General features: G+C 55.1%; 16 protein-coding genes, 2 tRNA genes, 2 rRNA genes and 1 other RNA gene (1 of these 21 cut by a window edge). 8 read left to right on the top strand and 13 right to left on the bottom strand.

From position 1 onward, the window contains the following. From H035_RS0117190 to H035_RS21080, 8 genes are all read right to left on the bottom strand, one after another. Positions 1-558, bottom strand: a 23S ribosomal RNA gene (locus tag H035_RS0117190) (it extends 2,342 nt beyond the left edge of the window). Positions 559-639: 81 nt separating this feature from the next. Continuing rightward, positions 640-715 (bottom strand) — tRNA-Ala (locus H035_RS0117185). A 5-nt stretch (positions 716-720) separates the two neighbouring features. Further along, positions 721-797 (bottom strand) — tRNA-Ile (locus H035_RS0117180). 105 nt (positions 798-902) lie between these two features. After that, positions 903-2,442, bottom strand: a 16S ribosomal RNA gene (locus tag H035_RS20540). Together the 16S and 23S rRNA genes with 2 tRNA genes alongside form the textbook arrangement of a ribosomal RNA operon. A gap of 243 nt (positions 2,443-2,685) precedes the next feature. Next, entirely contained in the window at positions 2,686-3,426 is a 741-nt protein-coding gene (locus tag H035_RS20535) for a potassium channel family protein (protein WP_022950188.1), read from the bottom strand. Between the two features lie 92 nt (positions 3,427-3,518). Beyond that, complete coding sequence (gene ubiH / locus H035_RS0117165) at positions 3,519-4,709, bottom strand: 2-octaprenyl-6-methoxyphenyl hydroxylase (RefSeq protein WP_022950187.1); 1,191 nt, start codon at positions 4,707-4,709, stop codon at positions 3,519-3,521. Beyond that, positions 4,696-6,018, bottom strand: coding sequence for a Xaa-Pro aminopeptidase (gene pepP / locus H035_RS0117160; protein ID WP_022950186.1), 1,323 nt, complete (start codon positions 6,016-6,018; stop codon positions 4,696-4,698). The genes ubiH and pepP overlap by 14 nt, the downstream gene beginning before the upstream one ends. Then, positions 6,008-6,565 carry a UPF0149 family protein gene (locus tag H035_RS21080; RefSeq protein ID WP_022950185.1) on the bottom strand — a complete coding sequence of 186 codons (558 nt, stop codon included), beginning with the start codon at positions 6,563-6,565 and terminating at the stop codon, positions 6,008-6,010. Before H035_RS21080 ends, pepP begins: the two co-directional genes overlap by 11 nt. A 292-nt stretch (positions 6,566-6,857) precedes the next feature. Here H035_RS21080 and H035_RS0117150 point away from each other — a divergent pair, with 292 nt between their 5' ends. The 4 genes from H035_RS0117150 to rpiA all read left to right on the top strand — a co-directional run bounded on the left by H035_RS0117150 (position 6,858) and on the right by rpiA (position 8,705). Next, positions 6,858-7,169, top strand: coding sequence for a cell division protein ZapA (locus H035_RS0117150; protein ID WP_022950184.1), 312 nt, complete (start codon positions 6,858-6,860; stop codon positions 7,167-7,169). A gap of 89 nt (positions 7,170-7,258) precedes the next feature. Beyond that, positions 7,259-7,445: non-coding RNA, 6S RNA (ssrS, locus tag H035_RS21620), on the top strand. A gap of 24 nt (positions 7,446-7,469) precedes the next feature. Next, on the top strand, positions 7,470-7,979 hold the full coding sequence (locus H035_RS0117145) for an EVE domain-containing protein (RefSeq protein WP_022950183.1): 510 nt from the start codon (positions 7,470-7,472) through the stop codon (positions 7,977-7,979). A gap of 63 nt (positions 7,980-8,042) precedes the next feature. Next, positions 8,043-8,705: a ribose-5-phosphate isomerase RpiA gene (gene rpiA / locus H035_RS0117140; RefSeq protein WP_022950182.1), complete on the top strand. Its 663-nt coding sequence runs from the start codon at positions 8,043-8,045 to the stop codon at positions 8,703-8,705. Positions 8,706-8,815: 110 nt separating this feature from the next. Here rpiA and H035_RS20525 read toward each other — a convergent pair whose 3' ends face one another. The 5 genes from H035_RS20525 to H035_RS0117115 all read right to left on the bottom strand — a co-directional run bounded on the left by H035_RS20525 (position 8,816) and on the right by H035_RS0117115 (position 16,147). Further along, entirely contained in the window at positions 8,816-11,434 is a 2,619-nt protein-coding gene (locus H035_RS20525) for a UPF0182 family protein (RefSeq protein WP_022950181.1), read from the bottom strand. A gap of 226 nt (positions 11,435-11,660) precedes the next feature. Beyond that, positions 11,661-12,122: an FKBP-type peptidyl-prolyl cis-trans isomerase gene (locus tag H035_RS0117130; protein ID WP_022950180.1), complete on the bottom strand. Its 462-nt coding sequence runs from the start codon at positions 12,120-12,122 to the stop codon at positions 11,661-11,663. 292 nt (positions 12,123-12,414) lie between these two features. Beyond that, positions 12,415-14,352, bottom strand: a complete 1,938-nt coding sequence (locus tag H035_RS20520; protein ID WP_022950179.1) for a transglutaminase TgpA family protein — start codon at positions 14,350-14,352, stop codon at positions 12,415-12,417. After that, complete coding sequence (locus H035_RS20515; protein WP_161624044.1) at positions 14,345-15,154, bottom strand: DUF58 domain-containing protein; 810 nt, start codon at positions 15,152-15,154, stop codon at positions 14,345-14,347. The genes H035_RS20520 and H035_RS20515 overlap by 8 nt, the downstream gene beginning before the upstream one ends. An 81-nt stretch (positions 15,155-15,235) precedes the next feature. Beyond that, the gene (locus tag H035_RS0117115) at positions 15,236-16,147 is read right to left on the bottom strand and encodes an AAA family ATPase (RefSeq protein WP_022950177.1); all 912 of its coding nucleotides are present in this window, start codon (positions 16,145-16,147) and stop codon (positions 15,236-15,238) included. A gap of 53 nt (positions 16,148-16,200) precedes the next feature. Here H035_RS0117115 and mnmG point away from each other — a divergent pair, with 53 nt between their 5' ends. From mnmG to H035_RS0117095, 4 genes are read left to right on the top strand one after another with little or no spacing between them, the layout of a single operon-like run. Beyond that, the gene (mnmG, locus tag H035_RS0117110) at positions 16,201-18,096 is read left to right on the top strand and encodes a tRNA uridine-5-carboxymethylaminomethyl(34) synthesis enzyme MnmG (RefSeq protein WP_022950176.1); all 1,896 of its coding nucleotides are present in this window, start codon (positions 16,201-16,203) and stop codon (positions 18,094-18,096) included. After that, positions 18,096-18,710, top strand: a complete 615-nt coding sequence (gene rsmG / locus H035_RS0117105; RefSeq protein ID WP_022950175.1) for a 16S rRNA (guanine(527)-N(7))-methyltransferase RsmG — start codon at positions 18,096-18,098, stop codon at positions 18,708-18,710. Before mnmG ends, rsmG begins: the two co-directional genes overlap by 1 nt. Before the next feature lie 5 nt (positions 18,711-18,715). Beyond that, complete coding sequence (locus H035_RS0117100; RefSeq protein ID WP_022950174.1) at positions 18,716-19,519, top strand: ParA family protein; 804 nt, start codon at positions 18,716-18,718, stop codon at positions 19,517-19,519. Beyond that, on the top strand, positions 19,509-20,357 hold the full coding sequence (locus H035_RS0117095; RefSeq protein ID WP_022950173.1) for a ParB/RepB/Spo0J family partition protein: 849 nt from the start codon (positions 19,509-19,511) through the stop codon (positions 20,355-20,357). Before H035_RS0117100 ends, H035_RS0117095 begins: the two co-directional genes overlap by 11 nt. The last annotated feature ends 41 nt before the right edge of the window (positions 20,358-20,398 follow it).

Here is a 20,398-nt window from a genome sequence, read left to right as displayed (position 1 = left end):
ACGCCGTCACCCGTCCGAAGACAGGCTCCGACTGCTTGTACGCATACGGTTTCAGGTTCTATTTCACTCCCCTCTCCGGGGTTCTTTTCGCCTTTCCCTCACGGTACTGGTTCACTATCGGTCGGTAGGGAGTATTTAGCCTTGGAGGGTGGGCCCCCCATCTTCAGACAGGATAACACGTGTCCCGCCTTACTTGTTCGCACGCCTAGTTCCACTCCCAGCCTTTCGTGTACGGGACTATCACCCCCTCAGGTCGGACTTTCCAGACCGTTCCACTAAACTGAAAGCTAAATCGTGCCAGGCTCTTCCCCGTTCGCTCGCCGCTACTGAGGGAATCTCGGTTGATTTCTCTTCCTCCAGGTACTTAGATGTTTCAGTTCCCTGGGTTCGCCTCCCGGATAAACCGGGATGATTGCCTGATGGCAATCGGGTTGCCCCATTCGGACATCCCCGGATCAAAGCTTGTTTGCCAGCTCCCCGAGGCTTTTCGCAGGCTACCACGTCCTTCTTCGCCTCCTACCGCCTAGGCATCCACCGTATGCGCTTTCTCGCTTGACCCTATAACCCCAAAGGGTCTATAGGCACTTCCATACAGTGTACAGTTTTACCCAATTGTTAAAGATCGATCATGGTGTCTCTTGGTGGAGCCAGGGAGGATCGAACTCCCGACCTCCTGCGTGCAAGGCAGGCGCTCTCCCAGCTGAGCTATGGCCCCAGTGATGGTGGGTCTGGGAGGATTTGAACCTCCGACCTCACCCTTATCAGGGGTGCGCTCTAACCAACTGAGCTACAGACCCAAAACCTTTCCGGTCTGTCGCCTCACTCCCGCTTCCCAGCGCCACCGACAGACGTCCATCGAATCATCCGTGTGGGCCCTCAATCCAGCCGACCCAGCGTATCTGAAAGGAGGTGATCCAGCCGCACCTTCCGGTACGGCTACCTTGTTACGACTTCACCCCAGTCATCAACCACACCGTGGACGGCGCCCTCCCGAAGGTTAGGCTACCGGCTTCTGGTGCAGCCAACTCCCATGGTGTGACGGGCGGTGTGTACAAGGCCCGGGAACGTATTCACCGCGGCATGGCTGATCCGCGATTACTAGCGATTCCGACTTCATGCAGTCGAGTTGCAGACTGCAATCCGGACTACGACCGGCTTTCTGGGATTCGCTCCACATCGCTGCTTCGCTTCCCTCTGTACCGGCCATTGTAGCACGTGTGTAGCCCTGCCCATAAGGGCCATGATGACTTGACGTCATCCCCGCCTTCCTCCGGCTTATCGCCGGCAGTCTCCTTAGAGTGCCCGGCCGAACCGATGGCAACTAAGGACAAGGGTTGCGCTCGTTACGGGACTTAACCCAACATCTCACGACACGAGCTGACGACAGCCATGCAGCACCTGTCACCGGGTTCCCGAAGGCACTCCCGCCTCTCGGCAGGATTCCCAGGATGTCAAGGGCAGGTAAGGTTCTTCGCGTTGCATCGAATTAAACCACATGCTCCACCGCTTGTGCGGGCCCCCGTCAATTCATTTGAGTTTTAACCTTGCGGCCGTACTCCCCAGGCGGTCGACTTATCGCGTTAGCTACGCCACCAAAAGATAAGCTCTTCCAACGGCTAGTCGACAGCGTTTAGGGCGTGGACTACCAGGGTATCTAATCCTGTTTGCTACCCACGCTTTCGTCCCTCAGCGTCAGTCTTGATCCAGGTGGCCGCCTTCGCCACTGATGTTCTTCCCGATATCTACGCATTTCACCGCTACACCGGGAATTCCACCACCCTCTACCAGACTCTAGCCTGCCAGTCTCCAATGCAATTCCCAGGTTAAGCCCGGGGCTTTCACATCAGACTTAGCAAACCGCCTACGGACGCTTTACGCCCAGTAATTCCGATTAACGCTTGCACCCTCCGTATTACCGCGGCTGCTGGCACGGAGTTAGCCGGTGCTTCTTCTGAAGGTAACGTCAAATTCACAGGCTATTAACCTGCAAACCCTTCGTCCCATCCGAAAGAGGTTTACAACCCGCAGGCCTTCTTCCCTCACGCGGCATGGCTGGATCAGGGTTGCCCCCATTGTCCAATATTCCCCACTGCTGCCTCCCGTAGGAGTCTGGGCCGTGTCTCAGTCCCAGTGTGGCTGACCACCCTCTCAGGCCAGCTACCCGTCGTCGCCTTGGTAAGCCGTTACCTCACCAACTAGCTGATAGGACGTGGGCCCATCCCTCGGCGCGTGCTTGCAAGCAGAGGCACGCTTTCCTCCGTAGAGCGTATGCGGTATTAGCCCGAGTTTCCCCGGGTTGTCCCCCACCAAGGGGCAGGTTCCCACGCGTTACTCACCCGTCCGCCGCTCGCCAGCACCCCGAAGGGCCTGCTGCCGCTCGACTTGCATGTGTTAGGCCTGCCGCCAGCGTTCAATCTGAGCCATGATCAAACTCTTCATCCAAAGCAAAAAATTATCTTCGCCCGGACGACTCAATCAAGAACCCACACGGATGATTCGATCGATTTGTTAAAGAACTCGGCCTCTTTCTTCAAGACCCTCACCGCTCCGGCGAGACAAACTATCCTATCACAAACTCCCTCTCTGTCAAGCCTCCGGGTCAACTTTCTTTCAACCCTGACGACCCTATCCCTCGGCCCCGGCCTCCCTGGCCAGGCAAGACGCAAGATTCTATAGACCCGCTCTTCAGCCGTCAAGCTTTTTTTGCATCAGCGCTTCAATCCGTTTCAGTCGCTGTTCAATTCGTTCCAATCTAAGTTGCACTCCGGCCTCATCCTCTTCCAATTGTTCCACCTCGCGACCGACATTATCCAAATTGTGGTCTACCCGGCCGATCAAAACGGCCGAAATATGGGCGGTCAGAAGCGCAAACAGGCCCATTCCCAATAGAATCAAAAAAACCGCAAAGATGCGACCGACCGTCGAGACGGGCACGTAATCGCCGTAACCCACCGTGCTGACAGTCACCCAGGCCCACCAAACCCCTTCGAAGGGAGACGAAAAAGCCGGATCCATAATAAAAATCATGACTCCGGAAATCATGATGATGATGGCGGAGGCCAACAAGGTCGTGCCCAGGCTGTTGCGACGGAGAATTTCGTATATGGCCTTGATCATCCGGATGTAGACATCCACCAGGACAAGCAAACGGATCAATCGCAAGGATGCTGGCAGAGGCGCGTACTGCCATAGGGGAGGAAAAATCGTCACGATAATGAGAAGGTTCAACCAATTGCTTCGCAGATATCTGGATTTGTCCCGAACACAAAAGGTTACTATCAGGGTTTCCAGCATGAACAACCCCCAGATGCCCCGATTCAAAAGAGGAATCCATTCCGGAGCCAATCCCCCTTTGTATTCGAAATACCAACGGATGGGAATTAGAAGTGCAAGCAGCAACATGGGCCATTCGAACCATCGGCCCATCTGTTTGGCGACGACGGTCTCATAGGGGGAAACCCCGGCTATGCCCAGTTTTCTGTCAAACCTAAGCGTCCGCCACTCCATGCCGAATCAGCTTACTTTGAAACCCCGGCCATCCCCATGGCGTGTCGCGCGAAAGCGCGTTTTCCGTACATCCAATGATCGAGGGCCACTAACCCCAAATTACGCGCCAAGGCCAACGGAGGCAAGGAGGGCAGGAACCAACGAACCAAGCCATCGCTGAAACCGATAATCCGATTATGATCGGAGGCACGCAGGCGGGCATAACGTTCCAATAAAGTAAACGCGCCCGGATCACCTTTGCGTTGCACCTGCTCCGTCAACAATCGGGCCAATACGGCCACATCCCTGAGCCCCAGGTTGAATCCCTGTCCCGCCACGGGATGGAGTTGATGGGCGGCGTTTCCCACCAAGGCGACTCGTTCCGAAAACAAACGATCGGCTCGAATTAAACGAAGCGGGAAACCGCGGACGGGGACGACCAAATTCAAACGTCCCAACTTCCAACCGAAGGTCTTTTGCAGGCGTTGCTCGAAACGATCCGTCGGCATGGCTTGAGCCATTCGGGCTTCCTTAATGGAATGGGTCCAAATCAAGGCGCTGTTTCCTCTTGTTAAAGGTAGAAGCGCCAACGGCCCGGAGGGGGTGAATCGTTCGTAAGCCGTAAAATGGTGGGGCAGTTCCGATCGGACGGTGCTGACCAGGGCGATCTGGCCGTAATGATGAACTTGTTGGCCGATTCCCACCCATTGACGCACCTTGGATTGCCCTCCGTCGGCGGCGACCACCAAGCGGGCGCGGCAATGAAGTGCCTGCTCGTCCCGCAAAAGAGACACTTCCACCGCATCGGAGACGACTTCCAGTCCACTTACCCGAGCAGGGCAAAGGATCTCCATTCCCCCCCTCTCGCAAGCGCCGGCGAGGGCTGCTTCCAAATCGCGCGCGGCGATCACCTGACCGAAAGCTTCCACACCCATATCCCGGGCATGAAGACGGGTCTTGCCGAAATGCCCCCGATCGGACACTTGGATATGCTCGATCGGGGTTGCCCGACTCCGAACCTCGGACCATATTCCCAATTCCTGGAAAATTTCCACCGATCCCTTGGCCAAAGCCAGTGCCCGATCCCCGGAGGGAGAAGCGGAACGCTGTGTGGCGGGAATCGCCTCCACCAGAGCGATTTTCAAACCCAACGGTTCCAGGGCCAAGGCCAAGCTTGCGCCGGCCAAGCCTCCGCCGACGATCAAGACGTCATACGTTTTCACGCCCGTCCTCCATCAGCGCTTCAATTTCTTCCACCGTTTTCGGAACCGCTTCGGTCAAGACCTCGCAACCGTCTTCGGTCACCAAGACATCGTCTTCGATCCGCACCCCGATGCCGCGCCATTTTTTGGAGACTTCCTTGCAGCGCTGACCGATGTACAGCCCCGGTTCCACCGTCAATACCATGCCCGGCTGCAACTCTCGCCATTCTTCGTCCCGTTTGTAGTCTCCCACGTCGTGAACATCCATGCCCAACCAATGGCCGGTGCGATGCATATAAAAATCCTTGTAGGCCTCTTTTTTGATCAAGCGGGAAGGGCGGCCCTCCAGGATGCTCAGCTTCACCAGTCCCTTGACCAAAACCTTCACCGCCGCCTCATGGGGTTGATTCCAATGGTTGCCGGGGCGAACCTTTTCGATGGCCGCTTGCTGCGCCTCCAAAACCAATTCGTAAATGGCCCGCTGGGGTGAGGTGAAGCGACCATCCACCGGAAAAGTCCGGGTGATGTCGGCCGCATAGTAATCGTACTCGGCGCCGGCATCGATCAACAGCAACCCCCCCGCCTTCAGTTGCCGGTTGTTTTCGGTGTAATGGAGCACGCAGGCATTGGGTCCGCCGGCGACGATGCTGGGGTAGGCGGGGGAGCGGCTGCCGGCCTGCATGAATTCATGGATGATTTCGGACTCGATCTGGTATTCGTAGATGCCGGGTCGGCACATTTGCATCGCCCGCCGATGCGCCTTGGCGGAAATCTCCGCGGCTTGCCGCATCACGGCCACTTCTTCGGGCGATTTGAGCAAGCGCATCTCGTGGAGCACCCGGTCCAGATCGATCAAGGCTTCCGGCGCTCGCACCCCGGCCCGGGCTCGAGCTTTGACCGCTCCGACCCAATCCAATAACTTCCGATCGAACTCCGGATTTTTCCCCAAACCGCAATGAAGGCGTTCGCGATCGGCCAACAGCTCGGGCATCACCGCATCGATTTCATCCAAGGAATACGCCTCGTCGGCCCCGTAATCTTTCCGGGCACCTTTCAAGCCGGCGTGACGCCCTTCCCATATGGCTTTGCGTTCGTCGTATTCCTGGCAAAACAATACGAACCGACCTTTCTTGCGGCCCGGCAGAAATACCGCCACCGCGTGAGGTTCGGCAAAACCGGTCAAATAATAAAAATCGCTGTCTTGCCGGAAAGGAAACTCCACATCGCGATTGCGCGGCCGCGATGGAGCGGCCGCCAACACCGCGGCATCCCGCTCCCCGATCCGAGTCAAAAAACCGGCTCGACGGCGAGCGAAAACCTCATTCTCCATCCGATTTCTCCCGGGCCTGTTGCAAATGCGCCTCGGTATAGATCAATTGTGCCCCCACGCGCACAAATTCCACCAATTCCATCCAGGCTTCCTCCTCCTCTTCTTTATCGTCGTTTACCAAACTCGCATCCAACTGCGCGATTTCCCGAAAATCCCGCAGAATTTCCTCAACCTGGGAGGCATCCGGGGAACCGCCGGATACCCCCAGACCGTACAAAAACCCCTGGCACCAATAGGCCAAAGCGGCCGCTCTTTCCTGCAGGGGCACGTCCTCGTCGGGCAACCATAAGGCGAAACCGAAGTGTTCGTCGTTCAAGGCCTGTCGAATCAGGGTGAATACCTCCCTTAACACGGAAAAAGCCTTTTCGTCCTGGACGGGTAGAATTTCCGCCAAGCGCCGGGAGGCTTCCTCGAAGGAAATATCCGGTCGACCGCTCAGCAGTCCGGTCCAGGCACCGTGTATCTCGGATGCCGGATAGGGATGCCCGGAAACCGTCAGGATGGCTTCCAAAGTGGCGTGAAAATCGTTTTTTGGATGATCAGTCATCGATGGACCTGGTAACCTGGTTGCCTTATGCTAATGCTAACATTGATTGACGTGTCTGAGACCTGCTTGACGTGACTGCCGGACGGGACCCCGAATGTGAATTGGAAGCACTCGGAGAAAGATTGGAGCAGCTAGCAGAATTATGCCGCGAGCTTCGGCGTGAAAACCGGCGATTGAAAGCACAAATAAACGACCTGTCTGTCGAGCGGGATCGATATTTGGCCCAATCTCGTTCGGCCCGGGAACGGGTGAAACAAATGTTGGAGCGTCTACAATCGTTGAATCCTCCGATATGAACCCTCCTTCGAGGGAAGCCATTACTATCCATATTCTAGGGAGGGAATACAAATTACGCTGCGATTCCCGGGAGCGAGACCGGTTGATTTCCGCTGCCGAACGGCTGGATGCGGAAATGCGCGCCGTTCGCGCCGCCGGCAATACCATCGGCACCGACCGAATCGCGATCATGGCGGCTCTGAATATCGCCCATGAACTGATCCAGCAGCACAGCCATCATGCCGAACAGCAAAATCGCCTGCAGCAACGCATCGGCGATTTAAACCAATTGGTGGACCAACTCATACTGGATAAAAAAAATTTTTAATGGGCTTTCCCTCCAAATATCAACAGAGCTTAACCTCCCGATCAAAGGTCTGGCCAAATCCTTAAGTTCGTGTAGAATACCAACCTCGGTATCCCCTGCAGCGTTCGAAACGGCCTGGGTTACTTCTTGAGCCTAATTTAAAACCCAGGGAACGAAAGTGAGAGCGATGTTGAGCATGTCCGCCTCCGAGCGGAAAGCCTGAATCGTTGTCCTGAGTCCCCACTTGAACTTTCCGGTTCAAGAGCAAAAGGCGGTTACGGCGCAGGCGGGGGATGCTGCTTCTGATCCCTATTCCAAGCGATGAATCATTCCGGCCCCGCTTATTGGTTGCTGAAATCCGAGCCTTCGGCTTTCAGTATCGACGATCTAGCCCGCAGTCCCCATCAAACCGATCACTGGGACGGGGTACGCAACTACCAAGCCCGCAATTTCATGAGAGACCAAATGCGGGTGGGGGATCTCGCTTTTTTCTATCACTCCAATTGCAAGCCGCCGGCGATCGTCGGAATCGTTCGAATCGTCCGTTCGGGCTACCCCGATCATACGGCTTGGGATCCCGACAGTCCCTATTTCGATCCCAAAAGCACTTCCGATCATCCCCGGTGGTACATGGTGGATGTCCAATTGGAACGAAAATTCAGCCATCCGGTGACCTTGCCGGAGATGAAAGTCCATCCGGAACTGGCGGAATTTCGCCTGCTTAAGAAAGGCAATCGCTTATCGGTCATGCCCGTCGATCCGGAGCACTGGCATTTCATTCTCGCCTTCGCCGAACAAGCCGCTTCTTCGAAAGAAACACGCCAGCGCTGAATTGGTAATCCCTTTCCAAGGTCGTTATTATCGTTTATTTGATTAATCTCAAGGAGTAGGCACGTGAGTTCAGCAGATGCACTCAAGCGTAAAGCCGCAGAAGCGGCGTTGAAATACATCGATGGCATTTCCATTTTGGGGATCGGGACCGGATCCACGGTCAATCATTTCATTGAACTTCTGGCTGAGCGAAAATCGAACATCGAGGGCGCGGTATCCAGTTCCGACGCCAGCACCGAACTTTTGAAAAAAATCGGTATTCCGGTTCTGAACCTCAACAGTGTGGGAGATCTGGATATTTATATCGACGGCGCCGACGAGATCAATCCCCACTTGCAACTCATCAAAGGCGGGGGCGGCGCCTTGACTCGGGAAAAGATCATCGCCGCAGCCAGCCGGAAGTTCGTCTGCATCGCCGACGCGGGTAAAAAAGTCGACGTGCTGGGTGCATTTCCCCTTCCCGTCGAAGTGATTCCCATGGCTCGCAGTTATGTTTCCCGCCAGATGGTAAAACTGGGCGGAAGCCCCCAGTTGCGCGAAGGTTTCATTACCGACAACGGCAACCAGATCATCGACGTCCATAACCTGGAGATACTCCAGCCAATTGAGATGGAACAGACCATCAACAATATTCCCGGCGTGGTCACGATGGGAATTTTCGCAATGCGACCGGCCGACGTGGTGCTCCTTGGCGATGAAAACGGCATCCAAACATTGACCGTTTGATTTCGCCTCCAACCCCGCCATCGACCCATTCCCCAGATCCCTTCCCCTGCTTCTCTATTGAGGAGGCAGGGGAGGGGAATCCTCACAAAATCTTTTTCAGGATGAGCGCATCAGGTTTGCTCGTTCAAGCGCATCTCCGTTTCCTTTTCAGTCTGCTCCTGCAGCAAACGACGCAGTTTGTCGAACGCTTCCTTCAAGGTACGCTCCATAACCACCGCATCGCCCATGGAAACGATCACCCGCGTCAATTGGGGGATTTTGGTCTGCCCTTCGGCGATCAGATAGACCGGTTGCACGTAAAGTATGGAGTGGCCCACCGGAAGCACGATGATCCGGCCGCGCTTGACCTGGGAGCCGCGCTGATCCCAGAGGGTGAAATCCCGGGAAATTTCGGGGCTCTGGTCAATCAAGGCATCGATTTGAGCCGGGCCGTTCACCTGAACCTCCTTGCCGAATTTATACACCACCAATTCCGGCTGATAGGGACTCTCGGTCAGATCGCGCACACCGGCGATACTTAAAGCGCTGAGGTTATCGCGTCCGATGGGGGTCATGGGACTGATTTGCACGAAAGATTGCAGCTCCGGATGGGACTGCTCCACCAATTGAACCGTCAGATAATAGGGCTTCTTGGATACGTCCTTGACCTGGGCGAAATTCCAGCTTTCCGCTTGTTGATAGAACAGCTCCGGTTGCCGTTGATGGTACTTGGCATAGATCTGCATCTGTTGATGAAAAATATCCCGGGGATAACGCAGTTGGGCCTGCAATGCCAAAGGCATCGCGCCGATCGGTTTGAAAACTCCGGGAAAAGCCCGATCGTAGGCCCTAATGATGGGAGCATCCGGATCCGATATATATAAATCCACATGTCCGTCGTAGGCGTCGATGACAATCTTGACCGAATTACGGATGTAATTGATCTCTTCAGTATGGTTTGAATATCTTCGCTCGGGTAATCGAGAGGGTTTGGAAACCGGGTACCAAGCCGAAGTCGTATAGGCATCCACTATCCAATAGAGACGATCTTGGTCGGTTACGATATAAGGATCGCTATCCAAAGTCAGATAAGGAACCAATTGATGGATTCGCTCCATTATATTTCGGTGAATGCGCAGCTTGCTCTCTTCGGTGATATTGATGGACAAAAATATCTTGGGGTCTTGAAAGTGAACCGCGGCGATCAACTTACGGAACAAGGATTTTATTTCGACGCCTTCCCCGCCGTGATATTCCTTCGGTGCCAACCGCGTGCCAGCGCCAGCGATTTCGGTCACCTCCAGTTGGTTAGGTACCAGCACGTAAGGAAGCGTCCCTTCTCCGTAATAAATATTCGGGTTCTTGATTTGAAATCCCACCGGCGAATTCAAGGTCAAATCCCGCAGATACCAGGTCATGGGACGGTCCCCTTCCTGGGCGGCCGGCGTCATCACGATCCCATAGCCATGGGTGTAGCGAAGGTGCTGATTTTCCCAAGTTTCAGCCGCTTCGCGAGGTAGTTTGATCAAATTTATTTCCCGGGCACCTAAATTGACCTGCTGGACTCGGCCTTGAATGGGGTAGCGAGCCACATCCACCGCTGGAAATTCATAATAGGGACGCAGTCCCTGCATTTGGTTGTACACATCTTTAAGGAAGGTCTCATCCCATACCGGGATGTTGGTGATGTAATTCTCGATTTCCTCGGCGATATCGGTTTCCGGTTGACCGCTGATTTTAAAATTAATCGTGGTGGCTTGATCCAAATCATAAGCGTGCAAAGTCGCTTCTATGTTGTTTTTCATGAAGCGACCTTCGGTCGTCACCGGATTGGCCTTGACGATATACTTCTCGAGCAAATCGGGAATTATTTGCACATGGCGCAATCCCACCGCAATGAAAAAGCAAATCAGAAAAGAAACACCTACCGTCATTCCACGGCGACGGTGAAAATAAACAATGACGGAAAAAGCAAATCCCAAGAAAAAAAACAGCGATAACCAAATCAGGGGGAGATGAAAACGCATTTCCACAAAACCGGGACCGAAGAACACCGGTTCGTGGGTGTCTACTTTAAGGAGGGAGAATCTGTCCAGCATGAATCGCCATCCTTCGACCAACGTCAACAATACCGCCAGCACGGTCAGGTGGATTTTGGCCCCGGTGGGAAAAGTGACGTCTTTTTTGCCGCTGATCACTCGGTTCTCGATCCAGTACAAAATCGAACTGGCGACCAATAACAAAAGGAACGTGATCAGCAGCCCCCTCTGGATCATCAGAAAAATGGGCAAGCGGAACAGATAGAAGGTGACATCATTGCCGAAGACCGGATCTTCTATGCCGGTCAGCGGACCGAAGAAGAATAACAGTCCCGACTCCCATTGCTGATAGAAAGGCACCGCCAAGATGATCGCCATTACCAGGGCAAGCGGGGTGTACACCTCCATCGCACCGGTTTGGAAGCGCTCGAGAATGCTGTAACGGCCTTTTTTAGGCGTCTCTACCCCGAGATAGCGGGAAGCGATCCAGAAATTTCCAAAAAACAAAGCGAAGAAGCCGAGCGTCACACCCCCCGAGAGAATGTATCGATAGAGTAGACGCAGCCAAAAATATCCACCGTAGTCGAGGGAAAAGAACCACCACAGCTCGATGAGAAAGTGGCTCAATGAAATGGCGACAACCAGCACTAACAGCGCCAGAATCAGGATTCCAGCACTTATCAGTAGCCCTAAGCGTTTCCAATTTTGCATGGTCTCCCCTTGTAGATTGCCGTCGCAGTCCACCGATCACGGCGATCGAATGAAAGGCAGTCAGTTAATACGTCGTTATTAGGGGAACAAGGATAACCGCTTACGCGCCTTGCTGGCTAGCGGAAGTGGCGGGCAGTTTACTTAGAGGGGACGGGAACCGTTTACGGGTTGGGAGAGCAGCAGTTCAAGGGAATGGAACCATTCCCTTGAACTGCGACAATTGAGATCAATGAGCGTGGCCGTGGGATAATTCGTCTTCCGTTGGCTCTCGAACGTCGGTCACGTCCACCGAAAAATGCAGGGTTTCTCCGGCCAGAGGATGATTGCCGTCGACGACGACTTCATCGTCTTGAATTTCGACCACTGTCAACACCTGCGTTCCATTCGGCGTTTGCGCCTGAAACTGCATGCCCGGCTCAATCTTATCCACGCCTTCGAAAGCGCTGCGGGGCACTTTCTGAATCAAGGCTTCGTTCCGTTCACCATAACCATCTGCGGGCGCGATGCTCACATCCACATGCTCACCGTTGTTTTTACCCTCCAGAGCCTTTTCCAATCCCGGGATGATATTGCCGATGCCGTGAAGGTAGCTGAGCGGATCGCGACCGCTGGAGCTGTCGATCACCTCACCCGCATCGTTTTTCAAGGTGTAATGAATGGAAACGACTTTATTTTCAGTAACTTGCATAAAACAACCTTGGGAAAAATTAGCAGAAATTAGCAGATGAACTGAATCTTAACCTGGATAGCTTTAAAACTCAATGTTCTGTGTAAAATTTGGGGATAATTCGAGTAATAACTTGTGGATAAAAATTACTCCCCAATTTATTCACAGGAAATGACATTTTATCCACATGCTTAGAGACAAGTTGTTATCTGTATAAAGTGTTGATATATATAATATTTTAGCCTTATCCACCGGATTTTTTCTCACCAATAACAAACAATTCTTTTCTTAAGGAATATATTTAATTAATAATCTATTGGGGATCGTTCCTTTTCCCGTATCGAACCGCTAAATAACCTTCGGTGAAATCTTCAATAGGCTCGGACCGATCCGGCACGAGGAGGCGGGCACGTCGGGCGAATTCCCGGGGCGCCTCATGAGGACGTTTGGAAACGCCTTTTCGTTGTAATTGCTTTAAGAGTCGTTCATAGTGTCTAACCGCCGGTGGGCGACGCCGATATTCTCTCCAGCGATACCCTTGCCGGATGAGAATGATCGCGCAGGGTATCCCCAACAGAATCTTTATTCCCATCCAGCCTTGCGAACGCAGATATTGGAACAGTCGGGTTTGTGAGCCTACGCCGTAATTCAACACCCAGCGGTGCCAACCGTGATTCACGCTGGACCAAACGATATGGATTTGGCGATTCAGGCCCTTCCAGACGGAAAGGGGAGCGACAGCTGTCGAAGTCGATCCGATTTCCTCCGGAGCGGATGCATTCAAGGAGGCCGGATCCGGCATATCGAGTTCGTGTTCGACATACCAGGGGGCTACCGCTTGGGTGGGATCGTAATGAACCCACCCGCGTTTCGGCACCCAAATTTCTGCCCAGGCATGGGCATTGGATTGATAGACTTCGAGAAAGTCTCCCGTCCGGTTGTAAAAACCGCCTAGATAACCACCCACGATCCGTGCGGGAATCCCGGCGGCGCGCATCAAATAAACAAATGCCGAGGCGTAGTGTTCGCAGAATCCGCGGCGAGTATCGAATAGAAACTGCTCGATGGGATTTTGGGATGACAACCTTTCCGGATGCAAGGTGTAGACGAAGCCGTGGTCGCGAAAAAAATCCAAGACCTGTCCGGCGATGCCCTGGGGAGTTTGGGTTCGGTTGTGCCAATTCGAAACGAGCGCATCGATCCGCGAAGGGGGCGGCGCGGGGAGTTGCAGCGCCCAGTGCTGTTCCCGGGTGCTCAAGGGGGGTATCCGGGAGTGAACATGGGAAATCAGAGAATAACGAATTCGTTCGTGCACCGGATTGCGGCTGCTGAGTACCAAGGAACGGTTCAGAATCGCTTCGGCGGGGATGGAATTCGGGATTCCCAAGGAAAACAGCCAATGACGATGATGGGGTTCTTGGGTGATGGTGTAGTGATACGTCGCTCCGGAACCGGGCGGCGGTGCTTTTATGGGGCGTTCCGCGGTGGGGATGGAGGACCAGCGGCCACCTTCCAGGCGCCAAAAAACCTGGGCACGCCAATAGCGCATTTCGGGCGGTGGGAGCGCGCCTTCAAATTCCACGCGAAACGCCACTTCCCGGTTGGTGGTCAAGTCGGCGATCGAACCGGGCTCCATGACATCGCTCAAGCCGGTTTGGGCTTGGTTCGTCAACGGCAACCGCCAAAAGGGGCCGGTTACGCGGGGAAAAAACAAAAACAACAGCACCGCAATCGGCAAGGCGGGTAACAATAGGCTCAGGGTGATTTGCCAGACGGTTTTCCAGGCCGGACGCATGGAGATGTTGAGTCGAATCAATACCCCGGTCAACAAGAGCGCGGTCGTCAGGGCATAACCCACCATCCAGAAGGATTGGTCATACAAAAATTGCGTCAGGGCGACGAACCATCCTAAAAAAATCGTCAAATAAATATCCCGGGATTGATTGAGTTCCATGAGCTTCAATCCCAAGCCGGACACGAACAGACCGGTGCTGGTGTCCAGGTCGACGGCGCCATGCCGAGAGACGATCACCAGCGCGGCGGCGATCAAAGCCAGGAAGGGAACCCAGCGCCCCCGCGGCAAACTGCCGGCAAAGCGGCATCCCCACAACCGCCAGCCCCAGAGCGACAAAAAAACAAGCGTCGAACTCCAAGGCAAATGAAAGAAATGTGGCAATACCAAGATCAATAAAGTCCAAAGCAGTATCTGGATTTGGACGTTCGAGAAGCGGGAAACGGTGGAATCAACCATGGGGGAATTGAGACAAGGCTTTCAAACAACGGTGCAAGTGGGGGGATCCGCGATCGGGAGGAATGGTTTGCTGCGGTAAGCGCAAACCGTAGGCTTGTCCGGAACGCTCCGCTTCCAACAACCAGCGGCATAAGATTTGTAGACGATATTCGATGTCCCTGCCCGGCGTTGCGCGCCAATCCAACCATGCGGAATGCTCGAAATCGGTAGCCGGTTCATAACATAGGATTTGTAATTTTTGTTTTTTGGCCAACCCTTTCCAATAAATCTGACGCAAGGGATCGCCGGGCCGATAGGGGCGAAATCCATTGAAATCCAATTCATCCGACTTTTTCCCGAGTGTGGCCGGAAAAGGAATCCGTACCGGCGCCGGTCGGGGATAAATCCACCATTCTCGCTCCGGATCCAGGGTGGCGTACGCCTGGAAGAAACCCAGCGGAAAAGTTGAACTGAGGACAATAGATCCGGTCTTATGACGACCGCGTTTATTGATGGGCAGGGCGAGTTTCAGCTGCCGCCGTTCGCCGGAAGCCAAGGAGATGCTAAGGGCAGATGATCCTGGGTGGTCGATCCGGATTTGATAGCGAGGCTTGGCGGAAATATTGGCTATCTCTAATTGCAATTGAGCTTGATGACCGGCAAAAACCGGGGCGATGGGCGCACACCGAAATTCGAGACCCGCCAGATGGCGATAAGTGTGCCAAGAGGAAACCAGCACCATGCCCGCCAATAGATAAGTCAGAATAAATCCCAGGTTATTGTTGTAGTTGGCCGAAGTGATCCACAACAAGACCAATAACATGACTAATCCCAGACTTTTGCGGTTCGGCCGGAAGCTGATATTTTCGGGAGTCAAGGGCTCGGATCGAACGGCGCTCATTGCTCAGGGAATGGCGACGTATTCCAATAGCGGCCGAACACAAGCTTCGCTGTCACCCACGGTGACGTCGGTTTGCAGACGATGGGCGGTCACCGGTGCCAAAACGGTACGCACGTCCTCGGGATAGACGCAGTCTCTGCCCTGCAGAAAAGCCCACCCTTGCGCCGCCCGCAGCAAGGCCAAACCGGCCCGCGGCGACAAACCCAGGGCATATTCCGCCGATTGGCGGCTGTAGCCAAGCAAAGACTGGACATATTCCAATAAAGGATCGGCCACATGGACTTCCTTGACCCGTTGCTGCAGGCTTAATAATTGTTGGGGCGTCATGCAGGGAGACAATCGGGGAATCAACTCGGAGCGGTTTCGGCCCCTGAACAGCGCGCGTTCGGCTTCGGGATCCGGATAACCGAGACTGATTCGCATTAAAAAGCGATCCAGCTGGGATTCGGGCAAGGGAAAAGTCCCGGTTTGGTGAATGGGATTTTGAGTGGCGATGACGAAAAACGGCTCGGGTAGGGAATGCGTTTTGCCTTCGATGGAAACTTGATACTCTTCCATCGCTTCGAGCAGCGCGCTCTGGGTTTTGGGGGAGGCCCGATTGATTTCATCCGCCAATACCACTTGATGGAAAATCGGGCCGGCGTGAAATCGGAATCCCCGTTTTTCTTCGTCATAGATCATTGCCCCGAGAATGTCGGCGGGCAAAAGATCGCTGGTGAATTGAATCCGTTGATGACTCAAACCCAACAGTTTGGCCAAGGTATGGGAAAGGGTGGTTTTGCCGACTCCCGGAATGTCTTCGATCAAGAGATGGCCGCGGGCGAGAAGACAACAAAAGGCCAATTCGATTTGATGGCGTTTGCCCAAAATCACTTCGGAGACGGCGTCGAGAAAACGACGTGACAATTCATTCATGGAAGCACTGTATAATATTTTTCCAAATCAAGACTTGAAGACTAGCGCAAGCGATGGAATTTAACCAAGTGTTTGACGTGATCGTGGTCGGGGGCGGCCACGCCGGCACCGAAGCAGCCTTGGCCGCCGCCCGCAGCGGCGCCAAAACCCTGCTGTTGACGCAAAATATCGAAACCCTGGGACAAATGAGTTGCAACCCCGCCATCGGCGGGATCGGCAAGGGCCATTTGGTCAAAGAAATCGATGCCTTGGGCGGGTTGATGGCCCGTGCCATCGACCGGGCCGGCATTCAATTTCGGATTCTCAACGCCTCCAAGGGACCGGCGGTGCGGGCGACCCGCGCCCAGGCCGACCGCGCTTTGTACAAACAAGCGGTACGGCAAGCCCTGGAGCATCAAGCCAATTTGTGGCTGTTCCAGCAGACGGTTGCCGACCTCATCGTCGAGCGCGACCGGGCCGCCGGGGTAATCACTCAAATGGGCTTGCGCTTCCGCAGCCGGTGCGTGGTGCTCACGGTGGGAACCTTTTTGGGCGGCGTCATTCATGTGGGGGAGGCGAATTATCAAGGCGGTCGTGCCGGCGACAGCCCCTCCAATGCCTTGGCCCGGCGTCTGCGGGAATTGGATTTTCAAGTCGCTCGGCTCAAGACCGGCACGCCCCCGCGTCTCGACGGCCGCAGCCTGGATTACAGCGAAATGGCCGAGCAGCCCGGCGATACGCCCACTCCGGTGTTTTCCTATCTGGGGCGGGTGGATGAGCATCCTACCCAAAGGGGATGCCATATCACTCGCACCAATTCCCGCACCCACGAGATCATTCGCGAAAGCCTGGATCGCTCGCCGATGTTCAGCGGCGCCATCGAGGGCCGGGGGCCGCGCTATTGTCCCTCCATCGAGGATAAGGTGGTGCGTTTCGCCGAGCGCGATTCCCATCAGATTTTCGTGGAACCGGAAGGCCTCGAGACGCCGGAAGTCTATCCCAATGGGGTTTCCACCAGTTTGCCGTTCGATGCGCAAGTGGCGTTTATCCGTTCCATCCGGGGATTTGAAAAGGCCCATATCACCCGGCCGGGATATGCTATCGAATACGATTTTTTCGATCCGCGGGGACTCAAACCGAGCCTGGAAACCAAGGCGATGGACAACCTGTTTTTCGCCGGCCAGATCAACGGCACCACCGGCTACGAGGAAGCCGCCGCCCAAGGACTTCTCGCCGGCCTCAACGCCGCCCGCCAGGCCCGAGATTTGGCGCCTTGGTGGCCCCGCCGGGACGAAGCCTATCTGGGGGTTTTGATCGACGATCTGATCACCCGGGGGACCCAGGAGCCGTACCGGATGTTTACCAGTCGGGCCGAATACCGACTCATGTTGAGAGAGGACAACGCCGACTTGCGCTTGACCGAAAAAGGTCGGGAACTGGGCGTGGTGGATGACGTCCGGTGGGAAGCCTTCCAACGCAAGCGGGAGGCGATCGGCCTCTTGCAGAAGGATTTGGAGCGGACTTGGATTCAACCCGACAGCGCGAAGGCGGAGCGGTTGGCGGAGATTTTGACCACCCCCCTGCAACGCGAGGCCAATTTGGCGGAGTTGCTGCGCCGGCCCGAGGTCGGCATCGATCGTTTGTTGGCCTGGGTCCGGCGGGATGGGGCGGATTGGGAGCCCGAAGTGGTCGAGCAAGTGGAAATCCAGCTCAAGTACGCCGGCTACATCAAGCGCCAGCGGATCGAAATCGAGCGCACCCAGCGATACGAGGATTTAAGGCTGCCGGAAGATCTGGAGTACCAAAACGTCATCGGATTGTCCCAGGAAGTACGCGAAAAACTGACGCTCCAGAAACCGGCGACGCTGGGACAGGCCTCGCGCATTCCCGGGGTGACTCCGGCGGCAATCTCCCTGCTGCTGGTTCACATGAAGAAAAACCGGAGTAAACCGGAAGAAAAGAGCGCCTGATGGCTGCGTCTTTATTGACCGAGGGGCTGGAAGATCTGGGCTTGACTCCCACCCCGGATCGAATCGGCAAGATCCAATTGCTGTACCGGTCACTGGTGCGCTGGAACCGGGTGGTGAACTTGACCGCGGTGAAAGACGAGACCGGATTCGTCACCGTTCACGTGTTGGACAGCCTGGCCATCCATCCCTATTTACGCGGCTCCGACATCCTGGACGTGGGCACCGGCGGCGGCTTTCCCGGCTTGCCTCTGGCGATTTTCTTCCCGGCGTTGCGCTTCGTGCTGTTGGATGCGGCGGCGAAAAAAATTCGCTTCGTACGTCAGATGGCGCTCGAGTTGGGACTGACCAACGTGGAGGCGATTCACGCCCGGATCGAAAACTATGCAGCCGAGCCGGGATTCGATACCATCGTCACCCGAGCTTTTGCCGACGCCGGTCGCGGTTTTGCCCAGAGTCATCATCTTTTGGCCCCGGGAGGGAAATTCCTGGCTATGAAAGGACGTTACCCGGAAAAGGAGCTGGCGGCGCTCGCCGATCGAAGGCATCGTGTCATGCCGCTTCGGGTGCCCGGTCTCGAGGCGGAGCGTCATCTGATCGAAATCACGCAACACTGACATTAATGACGACTCGAACACCTGCGCAGCAGAAAATCATCGCGATCACCAATCAGAAAGGCGGTGTCGGAAAAACGACCACCAGCGTCAATTTGGCCGCCTCCCTGGCGCTCACTAAACGCAAGATCCTGTTGGTGGACATCGATCCGCAAGGCAACGCTACTATGGGATGCGGGGTGAACAAAAATGATTTGGAAAAAAGCACGTACGATCTGCTACTGGGCGAAGCTCCGGTCGAGGAGATCATTCTTTCCCTATCGGAATTGAAATTCGATTTAATTCCCTCCAACGCCGATTTGACCGCCGCCGAGGTGGCGCTGATGCAGGCCGAGGGACGCGAACGACGTCTCGCGAATGCGCTCGCGCCCTGCCGGGATCGGTATGAATATATTTTGATCGACTGTCCGCCGTCGCTCAACATGTTGACTCTGAACGCCATGGTGGCGGCCCATTCGATTTTGATTCCGATGCAATGCGAATACTATGCCTTGGAAGGCTTGTCGGCTTTATTGGATACCCTGGCCAACGTTCGTAGGACGGTGAATCCGGGGTTAATGATGGAAGGTCTGCTGCGTACCATGTACGACCCCCGAAGTCGTCTCACCAAGGAAGTTTCGGAACAACTCAAAGCCCATTTCGGTTCCCAACTGCTGCGCACCTGCATCCCCCGTAACGTGCGGCTGGCGGAGGCGCCCAGTTACGGTTTGCCGGTGATTCACTACGACAAATCTTCCCGGGGCGCCCTTGCCTATCTGGCATTGGCGAGTGAAATCATCAAACGTCAGGGAGGGGTAAAACATGGCGGTTAAAAAACGCGGCTTGGGACGGGGCTTGGATGCGCTTCTGGGCGATTCGGTGTTGAGCGATACGCCGGCGACGCCCCAAACGATCTCGGTGGAGCGCATCGAAACCAATCCGTTTCAGCCGCGCAAGGATTTCGATCTGGATCGCCTCCGGGAATTGGCCGATTCGATCAAAACCCACGGCGTGGTTCAACCGGTGGTGGTTCGAGCCGCCGGCAACGATGATCGTTACGAATTGGTTGCCGGCGAGCGGCGTTGGCGGGCGGCGCAAATGGCCGGATTGACGGAAATTCCGGTGGTGGTGCGCCAACTGGACGACCGGGCCTCCCTGGCGCTGGCCTTGATCGAGAACATCCAGCGGGAGGATTTGGGTCCTTTGGAACAAGCCGATGCTTTGTGCCGGCTCCTGGAGGAATTCGACATGACCCACCGGCAATTGTCCGAAGCGGTGGGAAAATCGCGTACCACCATCACCAATCTACTTCGGTTGCTGGAACTGCACCCCCAAGTCAAGAAGCTTTTGTCCGAAGGCCGGATCGAAATGGGCCATGCCCGGGCCCTGCTCGGTTTGACCGGGGAACAACAGGCGGCGGTGGCATTGCAAGTAGCCGACGGAAAAATGACCGTCCGCGCCGTCGAACAGTGGGTGAAAAAGATGCAAAACGGCGCCACTGACCCTCCTTCCGTCCCGATGGATCCGGATATCAAGCGATTGCAGGACGAACTGACCGATACCTTGGGGGCCAAGGTGGTCATCCGTCACGGCAAGCAGGGCAAGGGTCGTCTGGTGATCAATTACAGCGGCCTGGATCAGTTGGAGGGGCTGCTGGAACGGTTTCGTTAATACCCATCTCAGCTTGATTTTGCGGGGACGGGTCGATAGAA

The organism is Methylohalobius crimeensis 10Ki, from assembly GCF_000421465.1.
Taxonomy (GTDB): Bacteria; Pseudomonadota; Gammaproteobacteria; order Methylococcales; family Methylothermaceae; genus Methylohalobius; species Methylohalobius crimeensis.
Note: the sequence above shows the minus strand (reverse complement) of the source record. Positions and strands in the feature narration are given on the sequence as shown.

Excerpts from the sequence above, each read along its gene's own strand:
- pepP (WP_022950186.1), bottom strand. The coding sequence starts at position 6,018 with ATGGAGAATGAGGTTTTCGCTCGCCGTCGAGCCGGTTTTTTGACTCGG.
- rsmG (WP_022950175.1), top strand. The coding sequence starts at position 18,096 with ATGGCTGCGTCTTTATTGACCGAGGGGCTGGAAGATCTGGGCTTGACT.
- H035_RS0117100 (WP_022950174.1), top strand. The coding sequence starts at position 18,716 with ATGACGACTCGAACACCTGCGCAGCAGAAAATCATCGCGATCACCAAT.
- H035_RS20535 (WP_022950188.1), bottom strand. The coding sequence starts at position 3,426 with ATGGGCCGATGGTTCGAATGGCCCATGTTGCTGCTTGCACTTCTAATT.
- H035_RS0117130 (WP_022950180.1), bottom strand. The coding sequence starts at position 12,122 with ATGCAAGTTACTGAAAATAAAGTCGTTTCCATTCATTACACCTTGAAA.
- H035_RS0117115 (WP_022950177.1), bottom strand. The coding sequence starts at position 16,147 with ATGAATGAATTGTCACGTCGTTTTCTCGACGCCGTCTCCGAAGTGATT.
- H035_RS0117095 (WP_022950173.1), top strand. The coding sequence starts at position 19,509 with ATGGCGGTTAAAAAACGCGGCTTGGGACGGGGCTTGGATGCGCTTCTG.
- H035_RS0117150 (WP_022950184.1), top strand. The coding sequence starts at position 6,858 with ATGAACCCTCCTTCGAGGGAAGCCATTACTATCCATATTCTAGGGAGG.
- H035_RS20520 (WP_022950179.1), bottom strand. The coding sequence starts at position 14,352 with ATGGTTGATTCCACCGTTTCCCGCTTCTCGAACGTCCAAATCCAGATA.
- H035_RS20525 (WP_022950181.1), bottom strand. The coding sequence starts at position 11,434 with ATGCAAAATTGGAAACGCTTAGGGCTACTGATAAGTGCTGGAATCCTG.
- mnmG (WP_022950176.1), top strand. The coding sequence starts at position 16,201 with ATGGAATTTAACCAAGTGTTTGACGTGATCGTGGTCGGGGGCGGCCAC.
- H035_RS20515 (WP_161624044.1), bottom strand. The coding sequence starts at position 15,154 with ATGTTATTGGTCTTGTTGTGGATCACTTCGGCCAACTACAACAATAAC.
- H035_RS0117145 (WP_022950183.1), top strand. The coding sequence starts at position 7,470 with ATGAATCATTCCGGCCCCGCTTATTGGTTGCTGAAATCCGAGCCTTCG.
- H035_RS21080 (WP_022950185.1), bottom strand. The coding sequence starts at position 6,565 with ATGACTGATCATCCAAAAAACGATTTTCACGCCACTTTGGAAGCCATC.